Origin of the sequence: Streptomyces sp. NBC_00271 (genome assembly GCF_036178845.1) — a bacterium.
In the GTDB taxonomy this organism is placed as follows: Bacteria; Actinomycetota; Actinomycetes; order Streptomycetales; family Streptomycetaceae; genus Streptomyces.
In genome coordinates, this window is the sequence record NZ_CP108070.1 from 3871142 (window position 1) to 3890754 (window position 19613).

20 protein-coding genes are annotated in these 19613 nt (G+C 70.4%); 15 read left to right on the forward strand and 5 right to left on the reverse strand.

Going from position 1 to position 19613, the window contains the following annotated elements:
• Entirely contained in the window at nucleotides 1-1440 is a 1440-nt protein-coding gene (locus OG798_RS18025; protein WP_095855079.1) for a regulator, read from the reverse strand.
• Between the two features lie 303 nt (nucleotides 1441-1743).
• Here OG798_RS18025 and lipB point away from each other — a divergent pair, with 303 nt between their 5' ends.
• The 4 genes from lipB (at nucleotide 1744) to OG798_RS18045 (ending at nucleotide 5134) form a co-directional block, all read left to right on the forward strand.
• Nucleotides 1744-2541, forward strand: coding sequence for a lipoyl(octanoyl) transferase LipB (lipB, locus tag OG798_RS18030; RefSeq protein WP_095855078.1), 798 nt, complete (start codon nucleotides 1744-1746; stop codon nucleotides 2539-2541).
• A gap of 323 nt (nucleotides 2542-2864) precedes the next feature.
• Nucleotides 2865-3830, forward strand: a complete 966-nt coding sequence (lipA, locus tag OG798_RS18035; protein ID WP_095855077.1) for a lipoyl synthase — start codon at nucleotides 2865-2867, stop codon at nucleotides 3828-3830.
• A gap of 315 nt (nucleotides 3831-4145) precedes the next feature.
• Nucleotides 4146-4343, forward strand: coding sequence for an SCO2195 family GlnR-regulated protein (locus OG798_RS18040; RefSeq protein WP_054229278.1), 198 nt, complete (start codon nucleotides 4146-4148; stop codon nucleotides 4341-4343).
• Between the two features lie 89 nt (nucleotides 4344-4432).
• Entirely contained in the window at nucleotides 4433-5134 is a 702-nt protein-coding gene (locus OG798_RS18045; RefSeq protein WP_095855076.1) for a DUF4191 domain-containing protein, read from the forward strand.
• Nucleotides 5135-5248: 114 nt separating this feature from the next.
• On the opposite strand, the gene OG798_RS18050 is transcribed toward OG798_RS18045, so the two are convergent.
• Entirely contained in the window at nucleotides 5249-5719 is a 471-nt protein-coding gene (locus OG798_RS18050) for an RDD family protein (protein WP_095855075.1), read from the reverse strand.
• Between the two features lie 199 nt (nucleotides 5720-5918).
• Between OG798_RS18050 and glnA the strand changes: the two genes are divergently transcribed.
• Nucleotides 5919-7328, forward strand: a complete 1410-nt coding sequence (gene glnA / locus OG798_RS18055) for a type I glutamate--ammonia ligase (protein WP_054229275.1) — start codon at nucleotides 5919-5921, stop codon at nucleotides 7326-7328.
• 98 nt (nucleotides 7329-7426) lie between these two features.
• On the opposite strand, the gene OG798_RS18060 is transcribed toward glnA, so the two are convergent.
• Nucleotides 7427-7729: a hypothetical protein gene (locus tag OG798_RS18060; RefSeq protein ID WP_095855074.1), complete on the reverse strand. Its 303-nt coding sequence runs from the start codon at nucleotides 7727-7729 to the stop codon at nucleotides 7427-7429.
• Between the two features lie 360 nt (nucleotides 7730-8089).
• Here OG798_RS18060 and htpX point away from each other — a divergent pair, with 360 nt between their 5' ends.
• The 3 genes from htpX to OG798_RS18075 all read left to right on the forward strand — a co-directional run bounded on the left by htpX (nucleotide 8090) and on the right by OG798_RS18075 (nucleotide 11442).
• Nucleotides 8090-9013: a zinc metalloprotease HtpX gene (gene htpX, locus OG798_RS18065; RefSeq protein ID WP_328757302.1), complete on the forward strand. Its 924-nt coding sequence runs from the start codon at nucleotides 8090-8092 to the stop codon at nucleotides 9011-9013.
• Nucleotides 9014-9115: 102 nt separating this feature from the next.
• Complete coding sequence (pspAB, locus tag OG798_RS18070; protein ID WP_095855073.1) at nucleotides 9116-9700, forward strand: PspA-associated protein PspAB; 585 nt, start codon at nucleotides 9116-9118, stop codon at nucleotides 9698-9700.
• 71 nt (nucleotides 9701-9771) lie between these two features.
• A complete protein-coding gene (locus OG798_RS18075) occupies nucleotides 9772-11442 on the forward strand; it encodes a phosphotransferase (RefSeq protein WP_328757303.1) in 1671 nt (556 codons plus the stop codon).
• Nucleotides 11443-11506: 64 nt separating this feature from the next.
• Here OG798_RS18075 and OG798_RS18080 read toward each other — a convergent pair whose 3' ends face one another.
• Nucleotides 11507-11953: an FxLYD domain-containing protein gene (locus OG798_RS18080; protein ID WP_097226151.1), complete on the reverse strand. Its 447-nt coding sequence runs from the start codon at nucleotides 11951-11953 to the stop codon at nucleotides 11507-11509.
• Between the two features lie 215 nt (nucleotides 11954-12168).
• Here OG798_RS18080 and OG798_RS18085 point away from each other — a divergent pair, with 215 nt between their 5' ends.
• The gene (locus OG798_RS18085) at nucleotides 12169-13401 is read left to right on the forward strand and encodes a winged helix DNA-binding domain-containing protein (protein WP_095855070.1); all 1233 of its coding nucleotides are present in this window, start codon (nucleotides 12169-12171) and stop codon (nucleotides 13399-13401) included.
• A gap of 376 nt (nucleotides 13402-13777) precedes the next feature.
• Here OG798_RS18085 and OG798_RS18090 read toward each other — a convergent pair whose 3' ends face one another.
• Nucleotides 13778-14086 carry a hypothetical protein gene (locus tag OG798_RS18090; RefSeq protein WP_095855069.1) on the reverse strand — a complete coding sequence of 103 codons (309 nt, stop codon included), beginning with the start codon at nucleotides 14084-14086 and terminating at the stop codon, nucleotides 13778-13780.
• A 532-nt stretch (nucleotides 14087-14618) separates the two neighbouring features.
• On the opposite strand from OG798_RS18090, the gene OG798_RS18095 reads away from it, so the two are divergent.
• From OG798_RS18095 to OG798_RS18120, 6 genes are all read left to right on the forward strand, one after another.
• On the forward strand, nucleotides 14619-14981 hold the full coding sequence (locus OG798_RS18095) for an arsenate reductase family protein (protein WP_179857151.1): 363 nt from the start codon (nucleotides 14619-14621) through the stop codon (nucleotides 14979-14981).
• A gap of 119 nt (nucleotides 14982-15100) precedes the next feature.
• Nucleotides 15101-15784 (forward strand): hypothetical protein, encoded by a 684-nt coding sequence (locus tag OG798_RS18100; protein WP_095855067.1) that lies wholly within the window; start codon nucleotides 15101-15103, stop codon nucleotides 15782-15784.
• Between the two features lie 472 nt (nucleotides 15785-16256).
• Nucleotides 16257-17285 carry a glutamine synthetase gene (gene glnII / locus OG798_RS18105; RefSeq protein ID WP_328757304.1) on the forward strand — a complete coding sequence of 343 codons (1029 nt, stop codon included), beginning with the start codon at nucleotides 16257-16259 and terminating at the stop codon, nucleotides 17283-17285.
• A gap of 202 nt (nucleotides 17286-17487) precedes the next feature.
• Nucleotides 17488-17610 carry a hypothetical protein gene (locus OG798_RS18110; protein ID WP_095858130.1) on the forward strand — a complete coding sequence of 41 codons (123 nt, stop codon included), beginning with the start codon at nucleotides 17488-17490 and terminating at the stop codon, nucleotides 17608-17610.
• A gap of 119 nt (nucleotides 17611-17729) precedes the next feature.
• A complete protein-coding gene (locus OG798_RS18115) occupies nucleotides 17730-18314 on the forward strand; it encodes a winged helix-turn-helix domain-containing protein (protein ID WP_095855065.1) in 585 nt (194 codons plus the stop codon).
• A gap of 99 nt (nucleotides 18315-18413) precedes the next feature.
• The gene (locus OG798_RS18120; protein WP_095855064.1) at nucleotides 18414-19406 is read left to right on the forward strand and encodes an NAD-dependent epimerase/dehydratase family protein; all 993 of its coding nucleotides are present in this window, start codon (nucleotides 18414-18416) and stop codon (nucleotides 19404-19406) included.
• Nucleotides 19407-19613: the final 207 nt, after the last annotated feature.

Sequence of the window (19613 nt, forward strand, 5' to 3'; positions counted from 1 at the left end):
TCAGCCCAGGGCCGCCACCCGATCCCGGTAGCCCCGTACGGGTGCCGCGTCCCGGTACGGTTCGAGCCGCCGCTCGAAGTCCCGTACGTACTCGACGGCCCGGACCGACCGCATCTCCACCGCCTGCCCCGCGGCCTCGGCGCCCAACTGGCAGGCCTGGTCGAGCTCCCCGAGCCCGAGCCGTGCCGAGGCGAGCACCACCCGGCAGAACAGCCGGCTGCGCGCGAAGCCGGGCGCCCGCAACTGCAGCGAGCGCTCGGCGTGCTGCGCCGCGGCCCGGTACTGCTGCAGATCCCGGTGGCAGTGCCCGAACTCGTCGGCGAGCTGCGCCTCGTCGAAGAACCGCGCCCAGTGCGGGGCCTCGTCCCCCGGCCGGGCGGATTCGAGGGCTCGCTCGGCGCGCACCAGCGACGCCGTGCAGGCCCGCACCTCCCCGAGGACGCCGTGCCCGCGCGCCTCCACGGAGTGCAGCAGCGCCTGGACGACGGGCGGCACGGACGAGCCGACGCCCTGCTGCGCGACCCGGGCGAGCTGCACGGCCTCGCGCCCGTGGCCGAGGTAGACCGCCTGCCGGCTCATGGTGACCAGGACGTACGAGCCGTACGCCCGGTCGCCGGCCGCCTGCGACAGCCGCAGCGCCTGCACGAAGTAACGCTGCGCGAGCCCGTGCGCGGCGATGTCGTACGAGGTCCAGCCGGCGAGGCGGGTGAGGTCGGCGGCGGCCGCGAACAGGCGCCGCCCGGTCTGCTCGCCGTACGCGCCGCGCAGCATGGGCTCGGCCTCGTGCTCCAGGTAGCGGACCAGGGCCTGGCGGGCGTGGCCGCCGCCGTAGGCGTGGTCGAGGGCGCGGAACAGTTCGCCCACCGAGCGCAGGGCGGCGATGTCCCCGCCGGTGACCTTCTGGCCGGGGCCGCGTTCGGTCTGGTTGCGCTGGCGGGGGACCGCGGGGCGCCCCTGGGCGGGGATGCGCGTGGCGGCCGGGTCGCCGCGGCTCACCCGGTCGTCGGCCCGTCCGATCAGCCAGTCGCGGCTGGGGACGACGAGTCCCGCCGGGGTGAAGGCGATCTTGCGGAGCTCGGCGTGGCTGCCGGAGTCCTTGCGCCACAGCCCGCTGACGATGTCGACGGCCTCCTCGGGGGTCGCGGCGAACTCCAGGCCCGCGTAGACGGGTGCGCAGGCGTCGAGCCCGAGGTCCTGCGCGGTGAGACGGCGGCCGAGGCGCCGTGTGAACACCTCGGCGATGAGGGCGGGTGTGGTGCCGCGGGGCTGCTGCCCGCGCAGCCACCGCGTCACCGATGTCTTGTCATATCTCAGGTCAAGTCCGTGTTCGAGGCCGAGCTGGTCCACGCGACGGGCGAGACCTGCGTTGGAGAACCCCGCTTCTGCGATGAGCGCGGCGAGCTGGCGATTGGGAGTGCGCTGCGCGGGTCGTTCCGTCATCTGCGGTGCGGTCTCCTGCCTTCCGGGCATCACTGGGTGCCCGGATTGCCTGTGAGCAGCCCTTATGGCCTCGTGGACGGCGCGAATGTAGCGGAGGGTAAGCACCTGATCGCAGGCATCGACATACATTCATCCGATCGTGTGAGGATTGACCGCTGGGCTGACGCGCATGGCCCGGACGTACAGTGGCGTGGGCGCGTTATGTACCTGACGAAAGGTTCTTTCGCCTGCCGCACAACGGGCCCGCCGGTTGCCACACCGCCGGTTTCCGAAGGTTCTGAGGCTTCTAGGGAGGCGCTTGCCGTGAGTGAGTTGCGGTTCGTCCGCATGGGATTCGGTGCCGAGGCCGTGGAGTACCAAGAGGCCTGGGACGAGCAGCGCCGCGTGCATGCCGCCCGTTTCCTGGACGAGGTCCCCGACACCTGTCTGCTCCTGGAGCACCCGCCGGTCTACACGGCGGGCCGGCGTACGGCGGACAGCGAACGGCCCCTCGACGGCACGCCCGTGGTCGACGTGGACCGCGGCGGCAAGATCACCTGGCACGGGCCCGGGCAGCTCGTGGGCTACCCGATCCAGAAGCTGCCGCGCCCGGTGGACGTGGTGGCGCACCTGCGGCGGCTCGAAGACGCCATGATCCGGGTCTGCGCCGAGTTCGGCGTCGAGACCAGCCGGGTGGAGGGCCGGGCGGGCGTCTGGGTCCTGGGCGACCCCGTCGCCTCGCGCCCCTCCCTCGGCGGACTCTCCCTCGACTTCGACCCGCGGCTGACGGACGAGGAGTTCGACCCCCGTCTGAACGGGCCCGAGTACGCGCCCTCCAACGCCGGGCAGCGGCGCGAGGACCGGAAGATCTGCGCCATGGGGATCCGGGTCGCCAAGGGCGTCACGATGCACGGCTTCGCCCTGAACGTGAATCCGGACACATCCTCCTTCGACAAGATCATCCCGTGCGGGATCCGGGACGCGGGGGTGACGTCCCTTGCGTACGAGCTGGGGCGCGAGGTCACCATCGCCGAGGTTCTGCCGGTCGCCGAGAAGCACCTGCGCGACGTCCTGGAGAACGCGGACCTGCGCCCCCGCGAGGTCGAACGGGCCTCGGCCTGACGGATGCCGCCAGCGGGCGTTCCCCGCCCACCCGAAGTCCTTTGGCTGCGGGCCGGTGGGGGTTGCTCGCGCAGTTCCCCGCGCCCCTAAAAGCCTCGGCTCGCCCTCGTTTTCAGCCTGTCCGGCGTTTGAGGACGAGGCCGTTCAGGCCGATCGGGGGGTCTGGGGGCGGAGCCCCTGGGGATGGGACGGGTAGGGGCGGCGGGGGCGAGGAAAGCCCCGGGAATGCACCCCCGGTCCGCAAGGTTGCCCACCGCGGGGGCCGAGAACCGTACGGGCGTACCCTGGTGTACGCCGAAGAATCGAAGCTACAGGGAGCCGATGTGTCCGCAGTCGCACCCGACGGACGCAAAATGCTGCGCCTGGAGGTCCGGAACGCCCAGACCCCCATCGAGCGCAAGCCCGAGTGGATCAAGACCCGGGCGAAAATGGGCCCCGAGTACACCAAGATGCAGAACCTCGTGAAGAGCGAGGGCCTGCACACGGTCTGCCAGGAGGCGGGCTGCCCCAACATCTACGAGTGCTGGGAAGACCGCGAGGCCACGTTCCTGATCGGCGGCGACCAGTGCACCCGGCGCTGCGACTTCTGCCAGATCGACACGGGCAAGCCGGAGGCACTCGACCGCGACGAGCCCCGTCGCGTGGGCGAGTCCGTGGTCACGATGGACCTGAACTACGCCACCATCACCGGCGTCGCCCGCGACGACCTGGAGGACGGCGGGGCGTGGCTGTACGCCGAGACGGTCCGCCAGATCCACCTGCAGACGGCGGAGCGCGAGGCCGGCCGCACCAAGGTCGAACTCCTCGCCCCCGACTTCAACGCCGAGCCCGCCCAGCTCGCCGAGGTCTTCTCGTCCCGCCCCGAGGTCTTCGCGCACAACGTCGAGACGGTCCCCCGGATCTTCAAGCGCATCCGCCCGGGCTTCCGCTACGAGCGCTCGCTGAAGGTCATCACCGAGGCGCGCGACTACGGTCTGGTCACGAAGTCGAACCTCATCCTCGGCATGGGCGAGACCCGCGAAGAGGTCAGCGAGGCCCTCACGCAGCTGCACGAGGCGGGCTGCGAGCTGGTGACCATCACGCAGTACCTGCGTCCCTCCGTGCGCCACCACCCCGTGGAGCGCTGGGTCAAGCCGCACGAGTTCGTGGAGCTGAAGGAGGAGGCCGAGCAGATCGGCTTCTCCGGTGTCATGTCGGGCCCGCTGGTGCGCTCCTCGTACCGCGCCGGTCGGCTGTACCAGATGGCCATCGAGAAGCGTGGCGCGTACGTCGCCTCGCAGGCGGTCTGAACACCCGTACGGAGCAGTGCGGGCGACATAATTTGAAACGCCTTACAACCCGAGCGGTGGCACTCAGTGCCACCGCTCGCGTGTGAATCGGCGCACAAGCAACTCCCCCCACAATGTGGCCAATTCACCGCGCTACGGACCGTCCGCGCAGATGGGGACAGGCGTCAGGACGGCGTCATGCTGGAGGCCCGCCGCATCAAGGCTTCATTGGTGTTTGACCGGTCGGTCACGCCCTGGTAACACCAATCAGTGACCCTGGTCTTACGCCACGTACCGCCCCGTCCAGAGCCGCCATCCCGAGGGGGGACCTCCATCATGCAGGCCGCGCCCGTACGCGCCACAGCCATCCCGTCGTTCACCGATGCACTCCGTGCCGTCGAGTCGCTGCTCATGAGCAGCGGTCAGCGCACCGCCCGCCGCAACGCCTGGACCTCCGTCCTGGAGGACCGCCGCCGCGCCAAGGACCGGGTCGAGGCGCAGCGCGTGCTGGAGTCCGTGGCGACGCGTTCATAGCCGTCGCCGGACCCCCCGTGCGGGCGCTGCCGCCGCCTGCCCGGACACTGCCGTCGTCGGCGCTTGCCGGGCCACGTAGACTTCGTGGCATGGCGAGGAAGGAAACTGCAGCGGACGCTGCTAACCCCGGGCGACTCAAGCAGATCGCCCTGACCTACAAGATGACTCGCAAGGCCGACTCCAAGATCGGTCTTGTACTCGCGGCAGTCGGAATCGTCACCTTCGGTGTCTTCCTCGCGATCGGCCTCTTGATCGACCACCCGTACTACCTGGGCATTCTCGGCCTTCTGCTCGCCTTCCTCGCGACGGCGATCGTCTTCGGGCGCCGGGCCGAGCGAGCCGCGTTCGGACAGATGGAGGGCCAGCCCGGCGCAGCAGCGGCCGTGCTGGACAACATCGGCCGGGGCTGGACCACGACTCCGGCGGTGGCGATGAACCGCAGCCAGGACGTGGTGCACCGCGCGGTCGGCAAGGCCGGCATCGTGCTGGTGGCCGAGGGCAACCCGAACCGGGTGAAGAGCCTGCTGGCGGCCGAGAAGAAGAAGATGGCGCGGATCGTCGCCGATGTGCCCGTGCACGACGTGCTCGTGGGCTCCGGCGAGGGTCAGGTGGGGCTCAAGAAGCTCCGCACGACGATGCTGAAGTTCCCCCGCGTCCTGACCGGCCCGCAGGTGACGGCCACCAACGACCGGCTGCGCGCGATGGGCGACCTGATGAGCAACATGCCCCTTCCGAAGGGTCCGATGCCCAAGGGCATGCGGATGCCGCGCGGCGGACCGAAGGCCCGCTGACACTCCTCTGAGCAGAGTTACGACGATGGGGGCGCCCGGATCACTCCGGGCGCCCCCATCGTCGTACCACTCGCCGGACGGCCTGATGTCGCCGTACGGCCTGGTGTCCGGTTGCTAAGCCCGGACCTCGATCGTGCGGGCCATGCGGTCGTGCAGGCCGCGGCCGTCGCGGTCCCAGATCAGGGCGGGGATGGCCACGCACAGCAGGGCGGTGCGCAGCAGGACGCGCAGCGGGTTGAGACGGCCGCCGCCCTCGGGGACGATCCGCAGGCCCAGGAGGCGCTTGCCCGGGGTGAAGCCGACCGTGCCGACGGTCAGGACGCCCAGGACGAAGAAGACGAGCAGGGCCCAGTTACCCGTCGACCCCGGCTTGTAGCCGTGGGTGAGCAGTCCGTATGCGATCAACAGGCACAGGGCCCAGTCGATGGCGAGGGCACCCAGCCTGCGGCCGGGGCGGGCGATGGAGCCGGGGCCCTGTTCCGGCAGACCCAGCTGTGCACCCCGGTATCCGAGGTCGGCACCGGCGTCCTCCAGGGCCGCGCGGGGTCCGGAGAGCCACGATCCGATTGCTTGCCTGTTGTCCACCCGTCCACGGTACTGCGCCCGTTTTGGCATGCGGACAGGAGGGGCCTGGCGACCCCGGGTCGGTTAACTTGGGCGAAACAAATGGGTCACGCTGGAGAAATCCCCCATCCCTAAGGTCGGCTCCAGCGTGTGCCACCGCACTGGCCGCACGAACGAACTACCACCCCGGTCCACTGTGGGCGGGAGTAGGAGGAGCTGGATGTTCCAGAACGCCGACGAGGCCAAGAAGTTCATCGCGGACGAGGACGTCAAGTTCGTCGACGTCCGCTTCTGCGACCTGCCGGGCGTGATGCAGCACTTCACGATCCCGGCCGAGGCCTTCGACCCGGCCGAGGAGCTCGCGTTCGACGGTTCCTCGATCCGCGGTTTCCAGGCCATCCACGAGTCCGACATGGCGCTCCGCGCCGACCTGTCCACCGCGCGCGTCGACCCCTTCCGCCGCGACAAGACGGTCAACATCAACTTCTTCATCCACGACCCGATCACGGGCGAGCAGTACTCCCGTGACCCGCGCAACGTGGCGAAGAAGGCCGAGGCCTACCTCGCCTCCACCGGCATCGCCGACACCGCGTTCTTCGGCCCCGAGGCCGAGTTCTACGTCTTCGACAGCGTGCGCTTCGACACCAAGTCGAACGAGGCCTTCTACCACATCGACTCCGAGGCCGGCGCCTGGAACACCGGTGCCCTCGAGGACAACCGTGGTTACAAGGTCCGCTACAAGGGCGGCTACTTCCCGACCCCGCCGGTCGACCACTTCGCCGACCTGCGTGCCGAGATCTCCCTGGAGCTGGCCAAGTCCGGCCTCCAGGTCGAGCGCCAGCACCACGAGGTGGGCACCGCCGGCCAGGCCGAGATCAACTACAAGTTCAACACGCTGCTCGCCGCGGCCGACGACCTCCAGCTCTTCAAGTACATCGTGAAGAACGTCGCCTGGCGCAACGGCAAGACCGCGACCTTCATGCCGAAGCCGATCTTCGGCGACAACGGCTCTGGCATGCACGTCCACCAGTCGCTGTGGGCCAACGGCGACCCGCTGTTCTACGACGAGGCCGGTTACGCGGGCCTCTCGGACACCGCCCGCTACTACATCGGCGGCATCCTCAAGCACGCCCCGTCGCTGCTCGCGTTCACGAACCCGACGGTGAACTCGTACCACCGCCTGGTCCCCGGCTTCGAGGCCCCGGTCAACCTGGTGTACTCGCAGCGCAACCGCTCGGCGGCCATGCGTATCCCGATCACCGGTTCGAACCCGAAGGCCAAGCGCGTCGAGTTCCGTGCGCCCGACTCCTCCGGCAACCCGTACCTGGCCTTCTCGGCGCTGCTGCTCGCGGGCCTCGACGGCATCAAGAACAAGGTCGAGCCGGCCGAGCCGATCGACAAGGACCTCTACGAGCTCGCTCCCGAGGAGCACGCGGGCGTCGCCCAGGTCCCGACCTCCCTCCCGGCCGTCCTCGACCGCCTCGAGGCCGACCACGAGTTCCTGCTCGCGGGCGACGTCTTCACGTCCGACCTGATCGAGACGTGGATCGACTACAAGCGCACGAACGAGATCGCGCCGCTGCAGCTGCGTCCGCACCCGCACGAGTTCGAGCTGTACTACGACGTCTAAAAATCACGACGTCCAGAGATCACGACGCCTGAAAAGACGCCTGAAAAACTGAGGGCCGCCACCTGTGTGTACAGGTGGCGGCCCTCGGTCGTGGCCCGTCAGGGCACCACGATGACTACGACTCCACCACCGAAGCCGTTGTTGAAGCCGTTGTTGAAGCCGAATCCGTTGTTGAAGCCGAAACCGTTGTTGAAGCCGAAACGGTTGAAGCCGGTGTTGAAGCCGTTGTTGAAGCCGAAGCCACAGTTGCCACGGCCACCCCAGTTGGAACAGCCGTAGGTGTGGGCTTGGGCCGGGGCAGCTGCCGAGGCCGTACCTGCTGCGCCGATCGCGGCGCCTCCGGCCATCAGAACGCCGATGGCGGATACCGCGAAGAAGCGCCTCGCACGTTGTGCCTTCATGGATGAATCCTCCTTGCACCCCTCGTGCGGTCTTTCGGAGGCACGAGACGGATGGCAGATGGCCGTGACCGCGGCGGAGCGGGTCCGGCGCGATTCTCGCCCGAGTACGCGGAGTACGTTCAAACCGCCGACGCGTGCGGCGGGCGTACTCCGATGGCGGCTCTTTTCATTAAGAGCTGCTCGCGGATAAAGGCTAGTCGGTGATCGACCACTCGGCATCTTGGACGGAATCCCTCAGATCCTGACCGGAATCCCACAGGTCGCCTTTGCACCTCCTAGGGCTGTTCGGAACCGCTTCATGGGCATCCGCAGGTGCACACTGGACAGCGGGACGAGTGCCTTACTGCGGGGGTGATGCAGATGCAGAGCCGGTTCCGGAGCGATCCGCGGTTGACCGTACGCATGACGGTCACGCTGTTCCTGCTCGGATTGCTGTACGTGGCCTTCGTCGCCGCGTTGATCGTGCTGCTGAAGTCCTGGGTGCTGGTCGTGGTCGTCGCGGCCCTGATGCTCGGCGCGCAGTACTGGTTCTCGGACCGGATCGCGCTCTACGCGATGCACGGCCGGATCGTGGAGCGCGAGGAGTATCCGCAGCTGCACGGGGTCGTCGACCGGCTGTGTGCCGTCGCCGACATGCCGAAGCCGCTGGTCGCCGTGTCGGACATCGACATGCCGAACGCGTTCGCGACCGGGCGGAACGCCGATCACGCGGTCCTGTGCGTGACCACCGGGCTGCTGCGGCGGCTGGAGCCCGACGAGCTGGAGGGCGTGCTCGCGCACGAGCTGTCGCACGTGGCGCACAAGGACGTCGCCGTGATCACCGTGGCCTCGTTCCTCGGGGTGATCGCCGGGCTGATCGTGCGGTTCGCCTTCTACTCCCAGCTCTTCGGCGGGCGCGGCCGCAAGGACCAGAACACCGTGGCGATCTTCATGGCGGTGATGGCCGTCTCCGCGGCCGTGTACGCGATCAGCTTCCTGCTCATCCGGGCCCTGTCCCGGTACCGCGAGCTGGCCGCCGACCGGTCCGCCGCCCTGCTCACCGGCCGGCCCTCGGCGCTGGCGTCCGCGCTGACAAAGGTCTCCGGGGACATCGCGCGGATCCCGACCAAGGACCTGCGGACGGCACAGGCGTTCAACGCGTTCTACTTCACGCCGGCCTTCGGTGCCGAACCGGGGATCGCGAAGCTCTTCTCGACCCACCCCAGCCTGGAGCAGCGGCTCGAACAACTGGCCAGGATCTCGGCGGAGCTGGGTGAGGCGGCGACCCCGGAAACCACCGCCTGACTCTTCTTCCTGTCCCTTCCTGCCCCTTCCTGTCCCTTCCCTACCCACCCTGCTCATCCTGGGCCATGGCCCTTCGTCCCTTCCGGAAAGGCAGCCGACTGCATGGGGTTCCTGGACATCCTGCTCGGGCGAACCAAGGCCGTCGCGCCCGATCTCGACCAGCTCTTCGGGCTGCCGTCGGCGGCCCTGACCCTGCAGGCCGCCGCCGGGTTCACCCCGACCGGGACGGGCGCGGTGTGTTTCGCGAGCGTCGAGGGCGGGGCCTTCGCCCAGGCGCACCAGGAGGTGCAGGAGCTGCTCGACGCGGATGCCGAACGCACGGGTCCGCCGGTGGAGGTCAGCCGCGACGAGTACGGGTACTCGTGGCTGGTCTCACGGCGGGAACCGGACGATCTGCCCGCGCTGGTCAGTGATCTGCACGCGGTCAACAGCGCGCTGGAGGGCAGCGGCTTCGGACCGCAGCTGCTCTGCTCCGTGGCCGGCTTCCAGGACACCGGGCAGCGACGGCTCGGACTCGTCTACCTCTACAAGCGCGGCACCTTCTATCCCTTCGCACCGCTGGCCGGCGAGGCCCAACGGCGCGACAACGCGCTGGAACTGCAGGTCAAGGCCGCACTCGCGGACGATCTGCGGATCGAGCAGGACCTCAGCCGCTGGTTCCCGATCTGGGGCGCCCCGGGTCTGTGACCTGGCCGGGGCCGTCGGTACATGCCGTCGGGAGATAGAGAGTGGAAGGGCGGGCGTGGATAAATGGGGGGATGCTCGCCTCCTTCGCACACGACCATGACGGTGAACGACTGAGCTGCGTCAGCGGCGGCGGTGACGACGGCCCTGGCGCCGCGGCCACCGTCGTCCTGCTGCACGGCGCGGGCCTCGGCAACAAGGAGCGACTGCTCCCGCTGCTGGAGGAGTTCGTGGCACGCGGCTGCCGGGGCCTCGCCCTCGACTTCTCCGGACACGGTGAGAGCTCGGGCGAACTCAAGGACCTGAGCCTGCGCCGACGCTTCGAGCAGGCCGTCTCCGTCATCGACACGTCGGTCCCGGCCGACGGTCCGCTGATCCTCGCCGGGTTCAGCATGAGCGGCCAGACGGTGGCCGATCTCGCCGGGCACTACGGGCGGCGCGTGGTGGCGCTGGGCCTGTGCGCGCCCGCGGTGTACGGCGCCGAGGCCTGGCAGGTTCCGTTCGGGGAGGGTGGGGGCACCTCCCGCTCGAGCGAAGTCGAGAGTGGGGGAGGGCGCTTCAGCGAGATCATCCGGGCGCCGGACAGCTGGCGGCAGGCCCCCGCGCTCGACGTGCTGCGCGGGTACGACGGCCGTGCGGTCCTCGCCGTACCCGGTACGGACGCCGTCATCCCGCCCGCCGTCACCGAGGCCGTGACGGACGCGCTCACCGCCCGCGCCCAGTTCACCCGGCTCGAGTTCCCCGACGCCGACCACATGCTGGGCCTGTGGCTGCGCGAACATCCCGCCGACCGGGCGCGGTTCGTGGACGCCGTACTCGTGGGACTGGGCGAGCGGGGGTGGACCGCGACCCGCGGCTGGGTGGCCAAGCAGCTTCCGGCCGGCAGGAGCGTACGGGAGTCCACGGCCCTGCGCGGCGGCTGGAGCTCCCAGATGCGCCGGCTCACCCTCGACGACGGTACGGGTCTGGTGCTGCGGTCGTTCGTGAAGCCCTTCTACCGTCGTCACGCGCCCGGCCTGCTGGCCCGCGAGGCGTCCGTCCTCACCCTGCTCGCCCCGTACGAGGACGTACCCACACCCGAGCTCCACGCCGTCGACGCCGCCGCCGAACACTGCGACCACCCCTCGCTGTTGATGTCCTCGCTGCCGGGCCGGGTACGGGTCGACGAGGAGGACCTGGACCGGCGCATCGACCTGCTGGCCCGCCAACTGGCCCGTATCCACGCGGTGGTTCCGGCCGACCGCCCGCGCCCGTACCAGGCATGGACCTCGCCCGAACGCGTCCGTGCGCCCCGGGGCGCGCTGTGGGAGCGGGCCGTGGACGTGATCCGACGCGAACCCCCGGCGTACGAAGGATGTTTCCTGCACCGGGACTTCCATCCCGGCAACGTGCTCTTCACCGGCGCGGGCGACACACTGCGGATCAGCGGGGTGGTCGACTGGGTGGAGACCTCGTGGGGGCCCGCCGACCTGGACGTGGCCCACTGCTCCACGGCTCTCGCGCTGCTCCACGGGGAGGCGTACGGCCTGGGGTTCCGCGCGCGGTACGAGGCACACGGCGGACGCCGCCCGGCCGACGCCGAGGAGCACTTGTACTGGCGGCTGCTGGACGCGCTGGCCTACTCCCCCGACGCCGAGAAGCTCGCGGTGCCGTGGCGGGAACTGGGGCGCACGGACCTGACCCCCGAACTGCTGGGCGAACGGCTGACGGCGTATGTGACCGGGCTGTTCGAGCTATACGGCTGAGGCACCGGCATCGGCATCGGCCACGGCGAGACGGTCGCCGGGGCGGGAGGCGCGTTCGCGGGTGTCAGGTCCGTACGGCGCGGGCCACGTCGGCGGTGATGTCTCCGGAGAGAGTGCGGGTGCTGCGGGCGGTGGCGTCCTTGGCGGCGCCCGCCGGGACGTCGTTCAGGGTGACGACGACCGTGTCGAGGAGGTTGCCGCCCTTGTCACGGAAGTTGACCTGGACCGCGTACGTCTTCGCCGCGGACGTCGGGTTGGTGGCGGTGGCCTTGACGGTGGCCCGGCCCGCGGAGTCGATGGTCACCCGGTCGCCGAGCTTCACCTCGTCCTTGGCGTCCAGGCCGTTCTTGAACTCGTCGAGCTTCCGCCCGGCCTCGGCGGTCGCGGAGGCGAGCGAGTCGCCGGCCTCGGACGCGAGGGAGGAGGCGGCGGAGGCCACGTCGGACGGGGTGGTGCCGTCGGAACAGCCGGCCAGGCAGGCGCCGAGGGCCAGCAGGAGCACGACAGCCACGGCCCCCGGGCCGGTCCGTCGTACGCCGGACGCTGGTGTCCCACGCACCCCGAGCGCCCTGCCTCTCTCTCGTATCCCGCGTATGCCGCGTATCCCTTGCCTCGCGTGCCGCGCCATGTCGTCTCCCGACGTTCCGCTGCGGATTCCCGCTTCAGTGAAGGCCGTGAGCAGGGCGTACGCACGGCGGGGGCGCCGATCGGGTGAGGCGCGAGAGGATGCGGGGACGGCAGCTACGAGAAGGAGGCGGCGTGGGCGAGGAGCGGCGGCACATCGCAGTGGCGGAGCGACGGGCCCGGCTCGCCCTGCGGCACCGGCTCGCGGGGACGGCACGCGCGGCGAGCCCCGAGGAGGTCGCCGGGTCCCTGGTCGCACTGCACGGGACCGATCCGGCGACGGTGTACCTGGCGGTGGGCGCGCGGCTCGCGGACGCCGGGAAGACGGTGGCGGAGCTCGACCGGGCGCTGTACGAGGACCGGACGCTGGTGCGGATGCACGGCATGCGGCACACCGTGTTCGTGTTCCCCACCGAGCTGGCCGCGGTGGTGCACGCCTCGACGGGGCTCGCGATCGCCGCGAAGGCCCGGGCCGGGCTGGTCAAGGACATGGTGAGCGGCAGCGACGGGCGGCTGAGCGAGGAGTGGCTCGCCGAGGTGGAGGCGTCCGCGCTCGCCGCGCTGGCGCGGCGCGGGCAGGCCACCGTGAATGAACTCGTCCAGGACGAGCCGCGGTTGAGGGAGCAGTTCACGTACGGCGCGGGGCGGAGTTACGAGAGCGCGCAAACCGTGTCGTCCCGCCTGATGCGGGTGCTCGGGGTCGAGGGGCGGGTGGTGCGTGGGCGGCCGCTGGGGTCCTGGACGTCGACCCAGTTCCGCTGGGCCGTGGCGCCGCCGCATCCCGAACTCCCGCCCTCCGAGGCCCAGCCCGAACTGCTGCGCCGCTGGCTCGCGGTGTGCGGGCCCGCCACCGAGGCCGACCTCAAGTGGTGGACGGGGTGGAAGGTCACCGATGTGCGGCGGGCGCTGGCGGCGATCGGGGCGGTGGCCGTGTCGCTCGACGACGGAGGCACCGGATATGTGACCGCCGACGACATCGCCCCCGTCCCGGGCCCCGCCGCGCCGTGGGCCGCGCTGCTCCCCGGGCTCGATCCCACGGCCATGGGATGGCAGGAACGGGACTGGTACCTCTCCCCCTCCCTCCGTCCCGCCCTCTTCGACGGCAGTGGGAATGTCGGGCCGACGGTGTGGTGGGACGGGCGGGTGGTCGGGGGGTGGGCGCAGCGGGCCGATGGGGCCCTGGTGTGGCGGGTGTTGGACCCTGCCGGGGTGGGGCGGGAGGCGCTGGCCGCGATCGAGACGGAGGCCGCCCGTCTACGGGCCTGGCTGGGCCCGACCCGGATCACGCCTCGCTTCCGAACCCCCCTGGAGAAGGAACTGACGACGGGCCAGTAACGGAGCGAAGTGGCTCCGCCTTAGCCCCCGGGTGTGCCGTTCCACTGCGGGTCGGTGGCGGCGGATCGCGCAGTTCTCCGCGCCCCCAAGGCGGGGGCTTCGCCCCGCGTCCCCCGCCCGCCCAATTCGCTTGGCTGCGGGCCCGGTGGGGGCTGGGCGCGCAGTTCCCCGCGCCCCTAAAGGCCTGGGCTCGTCCGGCGTCCCAGAACGATCCCGAAGACCGCACCCCACCCACCCCGGCCCGTGTCTTCAGCCCGTCCGGCGTTTGAGGACGAGGCCGTTCAGGCCGATGCGGGGGTCTGGGGGCGGAGCCCCCAGGGATGGGACGGGTAGGGGCGGCGGGGGCGAGAGACGTTGCCCCGGCCGCCCCTTGCGCTCAGCGCGCGTAGCGCATCAGCGCGCGCACCATGTGGCACGTGATGTCCGACGGCGGATGAACACCGATCGCCTCCGCAGTACTGCGGATCTTCTCGTTGCGGGCCTGATTCGGAACGTACACACCGGAGTCGAGCAGAGCGATCGCGAGACGCATCGCCTTGAGCCGGCGGTTGTGCGTGACGTACCACTCGCGAGGCCGCCCCGGCGGCAACGGGCGCTTCGCCACGGGCTCGTACGGCAGGTCCATCAGGACCGCCCTCTTGGACGTGGACTGAGTGGGCAGCGGCTTCAGTGCGGCAGCGGGCACAGGCATCCTCCTGTCGCGGTCAGGGCGCCATCCGGACCCCCCGGCGACACCCTCGAACACTGACTCCAGTTTACTGCCCGGCACTGACATCCAGGGAGTCCACAGAGTCCAGCAAACATCCAGGTGGGCAAGGGAATTGCCGCCGCATCACAGCAGTTCCGCGAGAGGCGCGTGAGGCAGCAGCAAATTCGAACAGACCCTCCGGCGGCACGGCGGGGACCCGCCCGTCACCCACCGGCAAAGACGCGGCTCGCGCCGTCAGGAGTAGGTCCAGCGCCACCCGTTGCGGTAGGCGCACGTGATGCCCGCACCGCCGGCATCCGTCGTCGAAGCGCCGTGATCCCTGTTCCGGCAGTACCGCCCCGCCTCGTAGCAGTTGCCCGAGCTGGAGACGATCGAGCAGGTGCCACTGTCGCTGCTCCCACTCGTGTCCGCCCCAGCGTCCTGCGCGGCCTCCCGGAGACGGACGAGGACGGACGAGGGAGCTTCCTGCGCACCGGCGGGAAAGGAGGTCCCGCGTAACGTGTGCGGCATGGAGATCTGGATCAATCCGGCCTGTTCGAAGTGCCGCAGCGCCATCAGCCTGCTCGACGCGGAGGGCGCGCAGTACACCGTCCGCCGCTACCTGGAGGACGTACCCACGGAGGACGAGATCCGGGACGTACTGGAGCGACTGGGCCTCGAGCCGTGGGACATCACCCGGACGCAGGAGGCCCTCGCGAAGGAGCTCGACCTGAAGTCGTGGGCGCGCGACGACAGTTCGCGCGGGCAGTGGATCAAGGCGCTGGCCGAGCACCCGAAGCTCATCCAGCGTCCGATCATCACGGCGGACGACGGGACGGCGGTCGTGGCCCGTACGGAGGAAGCGGTTCGGGACGCCTTGACTCGCATGTGACCCAGGCCACTGTACTGACTCGTGTTAACCATTGAGTAACCCTGTTCGGCATCTCGTACATAGCGGCACACGGATCGCATCCGGCCGCCGCACGAGGCGGCCACGGACAGGAGGCGTGCATGTCGCGTAAAAGGACTCTCAGTCCCAAGAAGAAGCTGGCGCTGCTGGTCAGTGCCGCCGCCGTGGCCGGAGGTGGCGCCTTCGCCATGGCGGCCACCTCGAACGCGGCGCCGACCGAGAGCGGCCGGACCCTGTCCGCCGCGGACTCGACGGTCTGCCAGGGGCTCACCACCGCCCTCGGCAACAACCAGAAGTTCATCGACGGCCAACGGGCCAATCCCGACGCGCAGTCGGCGGCGCGGATCGCCAACCGCGAGGCGGTCATCGCACAGATCAAGGTGCAGCAGAAGGCGTCCGGTTGCGCGGTTGGGGAGTCGGCTCAGGACTCCCAGACCACGCAGCCCGCGCAGTCCGCCCAGCCGGCGACGACCACACCCGCGCAGCAGCAGACCACCGCACCCGCGCAGGGGACGGGTGGTGGTGGCGCTGCCACCGGCCAGCAGGTCTGCAACGGTTCGACCGTCACCCTCTCGGGCGAGGCGGGCGCCCCTGCCGCGTCCAGCAACCAGTTCCCGGCCGGGACCAAGCTCAAGGTCACGAACCTGGACAACAACAAGTCCACGACCGTGCAGGTCACCTCGGTGTCGGGCAGCTGCGTACTGCTCAACAACGCGGCGTTCGAGCAGGTCCGGGAGCCGGGCAAGTTCCTGATCCGCCGGGCGCGGATCGAGAAGGTGGGGTGAGCGCCCACATCTGACGACTGAGGAACTCCGCCGAAGGGACGGCGGTACCGGCCGGGCCGCGTGCGGCAGCAGCCCCGCGGCCCGGACCGCCGCCCGGTGCGGGTCGTGCGTCCTGCTGTTCGCGGCCACGAACAGCAGGACCGGCACGTAGAGCGAGTTCACCGGCGGAGAGCCCGGTGCTGCGCGCCCCCAAACCCATCGCATACGAGCCGCCGCCACCGGGACCGCGAGGACCACGGTGGGCCGACGCATGTGCTCGCGGCCTTCGCGAGCGGGCCGCCGACAGTGGTCGGGAATCGCTCTCAGCGAGTGAGTCGCAGCACAGAGACACCCGGTAACACGGGGTTCACATTCGAGCAATGATCGGGAAATCGCCTGTTGACAGGCTGCCGGGCAGTACCGCGGCGCCCCAGTGCCGCAGCGCCGCAGCACCCGCAGTGCGCCCTAAGACACACCCCGAAGGATGTGGCCCGTGACCTTCAAGGCTGAGTACATCTGGATCGACGGCACCGAGCCGACGGCCAAGCTCCGTTCCAAGACGAAGATACTGGGCGACGACGCCAAGGGTGTCGAACTGCCGATCTGGGGCTTCGACGGGTCTTCCACGAACCAGGCCGAGGGCCACGCCTCGGACCGCGTACTCAAGCCCGTCGCCACCTTCCCGGACCCGATCCGCGGCGGCGACGACGTCCTCGTGATGTGCGAGGTCCTGAACATCGACATGACGCCGCACGAGTCCAACACCCGTGCCGCGCTGGCCGAGGTGGCGGAGAAGTTCGCCGCGCACGAGCCGATCTTCGGTATCGAGCAGGAGTACACCTTCTTCGACGGGGAGCGCCCGCTCGGCTTCCCCGTCGGCGGCTTCCCGGCCCCGCAGGGCGGCTACTACTGCGGCGTCGGCGCGGACGAGATCTTCGGCCGTGACGTCGTCGAGGCGCACCTCGAGAACTGCCTCAAGGCGGGCCTCGGCATCTCCGGCATCAACGCCGAGGTCATGCCCGGCCAGTGGGAGTTCCAGGTCGGCCCGCTGGCGCCGCTGGAGGTCTCCGACCAGCTGTGGGTGGCCCGCTGGCTGCTCTACCGCACCGCCGAGGACTTCAACATCTCCGCGACCCTCGACCCCAAGCCGGTCAAGGGCGACTGGAACGGCGCCGGCGCGCACACCAACTTCTCCACCAAGGCGATGCGCGAGGGCTACGACGCGATCATCACCGCGTGCGAGTCGCTGGGCGAGGGCTCGAAGCCGCTCGACCACGTCAAGAACTACGGCGCCGGCATCGACGACCGCCTGACCGGTCTGCACGAGACCGCCCCGTGGAACGAGTACTCCTACGGCGTCTCCAACCGTGGCGCCTCGGTCCGCATCCCGTGGCAGGTCGAGAAGGACGGCAAGGGCTACATCGAGGACCGCCGCCCGAACGCCAACGTCGACCCGTACGTCGTCACGCGCCTGCTCGTCGACACCTGCTGCACCGCCCTGGAGAAGGCCGGCCAGGTCTGATCCGCCCCGCACGCCACGCGAGGAGGCGCCCACCGTCATGGTGGGCGCCTCCTCGCGTCGCGCGACATCGGCCTCGTCGTACGAGGTCATTCGTGGTCGTACGAGGTCAGCCTCGTCGTACGGCGTCAAGTTGACGCCAAGGACGCGTCCGACCTGTGAGAGGAGTCTCCTGCTCAGCTCCGGCTTCTGCTTCAATGGGGGCATGGCCAGCTTCCAGAAGTACACCGCGACGGGTCGCCCCGACCTGGAGCCCTTCTGGCCTTCCCGTCAGCATCACGACTTCGACCGGGTGTGTTGCCGCGCGACGAACGCGCCGGCCCTCTAAAGCCGTACACCCCCGGCCTTCGGCCAGCGCGCACGACGTACGTCCTCGACGGCCCCGACCACGAACTCGCGGTCGTCGACCTTCCCGACGAACTTCTCGCGCGAAAGAGCTGACCTCTCATGGCGACCACTCGTTCCTTCTCGTCCGTCGCGACCACGTCCGCACCGGCACCCGCCCCCGTCCCCGCGCGGCACCGACTCCGTGCCGTCCACCGGGACGAGGTGGTCGACGTCGCGGACTTCCTGCCGCCGGGCGCCACCTGGCTGCCCGCTCCCCCGCACACCCTCCCGGTGCTCCCCGGCCAGCCGCCGATGATCGGCTACCTGGTCCTCGTACCGGCCGACCAGCAGCCCCTGCTGCCGGTCGCCGTCCCGGACTCCCCGGCCCCCACCGACGCCGCCGTGGGCGACGACCCGCTCGTCCGCATCGACCCCGTGCAGCGCACCGCCGAGGTCGACGGGCGGCCGCTCGACCTCACCTACCTGGAGTTCGAGCTGCTCGCGCACCTCGTCTCGCATCCGCACCGGGTGCACACCCGCGACCAACTGGTCACCACCGTGTGGGGCTACGGGCACGTGGGCGACGGGCGGACCGTCGACGTCCACGTCGCGCGGTTGCGGCGCAAGCTGGGGGCGCAGCACCGGCAGGCGATCCAGACGGTACGGCGGGTGGGGTACAAGTACGCGCCTCCGACGGGGCGTTGACCCTCCCCGCAGCTCAGGAACTCTTCTGTCAGCAGATTCCCGTTCCGTCCCGCGGACCCTGCGGGCAGAGTCCTCCGTATGACACTCAAGAAACTGCTGATGCTGGGCGGTACGGATTTCGCGGGGCGGGCCGTGGTGGAGGCGGCGCTCGGCCGCGGCTGGGAGGTGACCGTCTTCCACCGCGGGCACCGCGAGCCGCCCGCCGGGGCGCGGTCCTTGCTGGGTGACCGCACCGCCCCGGACGGGCTCGCGGCGCTCGCCGACGCGTCCACCGATGGTGAGTGGGATGTCGTCGTCGACACCTGGTCGGCGGCGCCGCGGGCCGTTCGCGACGCGGCCCGGCTGTTGGCCGACCGGGCCGGGCGGTATGTGTACGTGTCGAGCTGCTCGGTCTACGCGTGGGCTCCGCCCGCCGACTACGCCGAGGACGCGCCGCTCGTGGAAGGGGCGTCCGAGGATGCGGAACAGACCGACTACGCGCAGGACAAACTGGGCGGCGAGCTGGCCGCCGTGTCCGCGTTCGGCGCGGAGCGCTCGTTGCTCGTGCGGTCCGGGCTGATCCTCGGGCCGTACGAGAACATCGGGCGCCTGCCGTGGTGGTTGACCCGGATCGCCCGGGGCGGTCCCGTCCTCGCGCCCGGCCCCCGGTCCCTCCCCCTCCAGTACGTCGATGTGCGTGATCTCGCGGAGTGGATCCTCGGGGCGGCGGATGCGGGGGTGAGCGGGGCGTACAACCTGATGAGTCCGCAGGGGCATACGACGATGGGGGAGCTGCTCGACGCGTGCGTCCGGGTCACCGGGGCGCGGGCGGAACTCCGTTGGACGGAGCCTTCCGTGGTCCTCGACGCCGGGATCCAGCCGTGGACGCAGTTGCCGGTGTGGGTGCCGGTGGGGTCCGACATGCATGACGCTCTTCATCGGGCGGATGTCTCCCGTGCGGTGGCGACGGGACTGCGGTGTCGGCCCGTCTCGGAGACGGTCGCGGACACGTGGACCTGGCTCCAGGGCATCGGCGGGGTGGCCCCCCAACGCCCGGACCGCCCCCCGGTGGGCCTCCCGCCCCACCTGGAGACAAAGGTACTCACCCAGTAGCACCACCCCATGTTCTCGCCCCCGCCGCCCCTACCCGTCCCATCCCGTTCCTGGGGGGCTCCGCCCCCAGACCCCCGGGTGGGTTCGTCGGCTGCGGGCCGGTGGGGGCCGATCGCGCAGTTCCCCGCGCCCCTGGGGGGCCGGGGCTGCGCCCCCGGCCCCCTGATCGGCCTGAACGGCCTCGTCCTCAAACGCCGGACGGGCTGA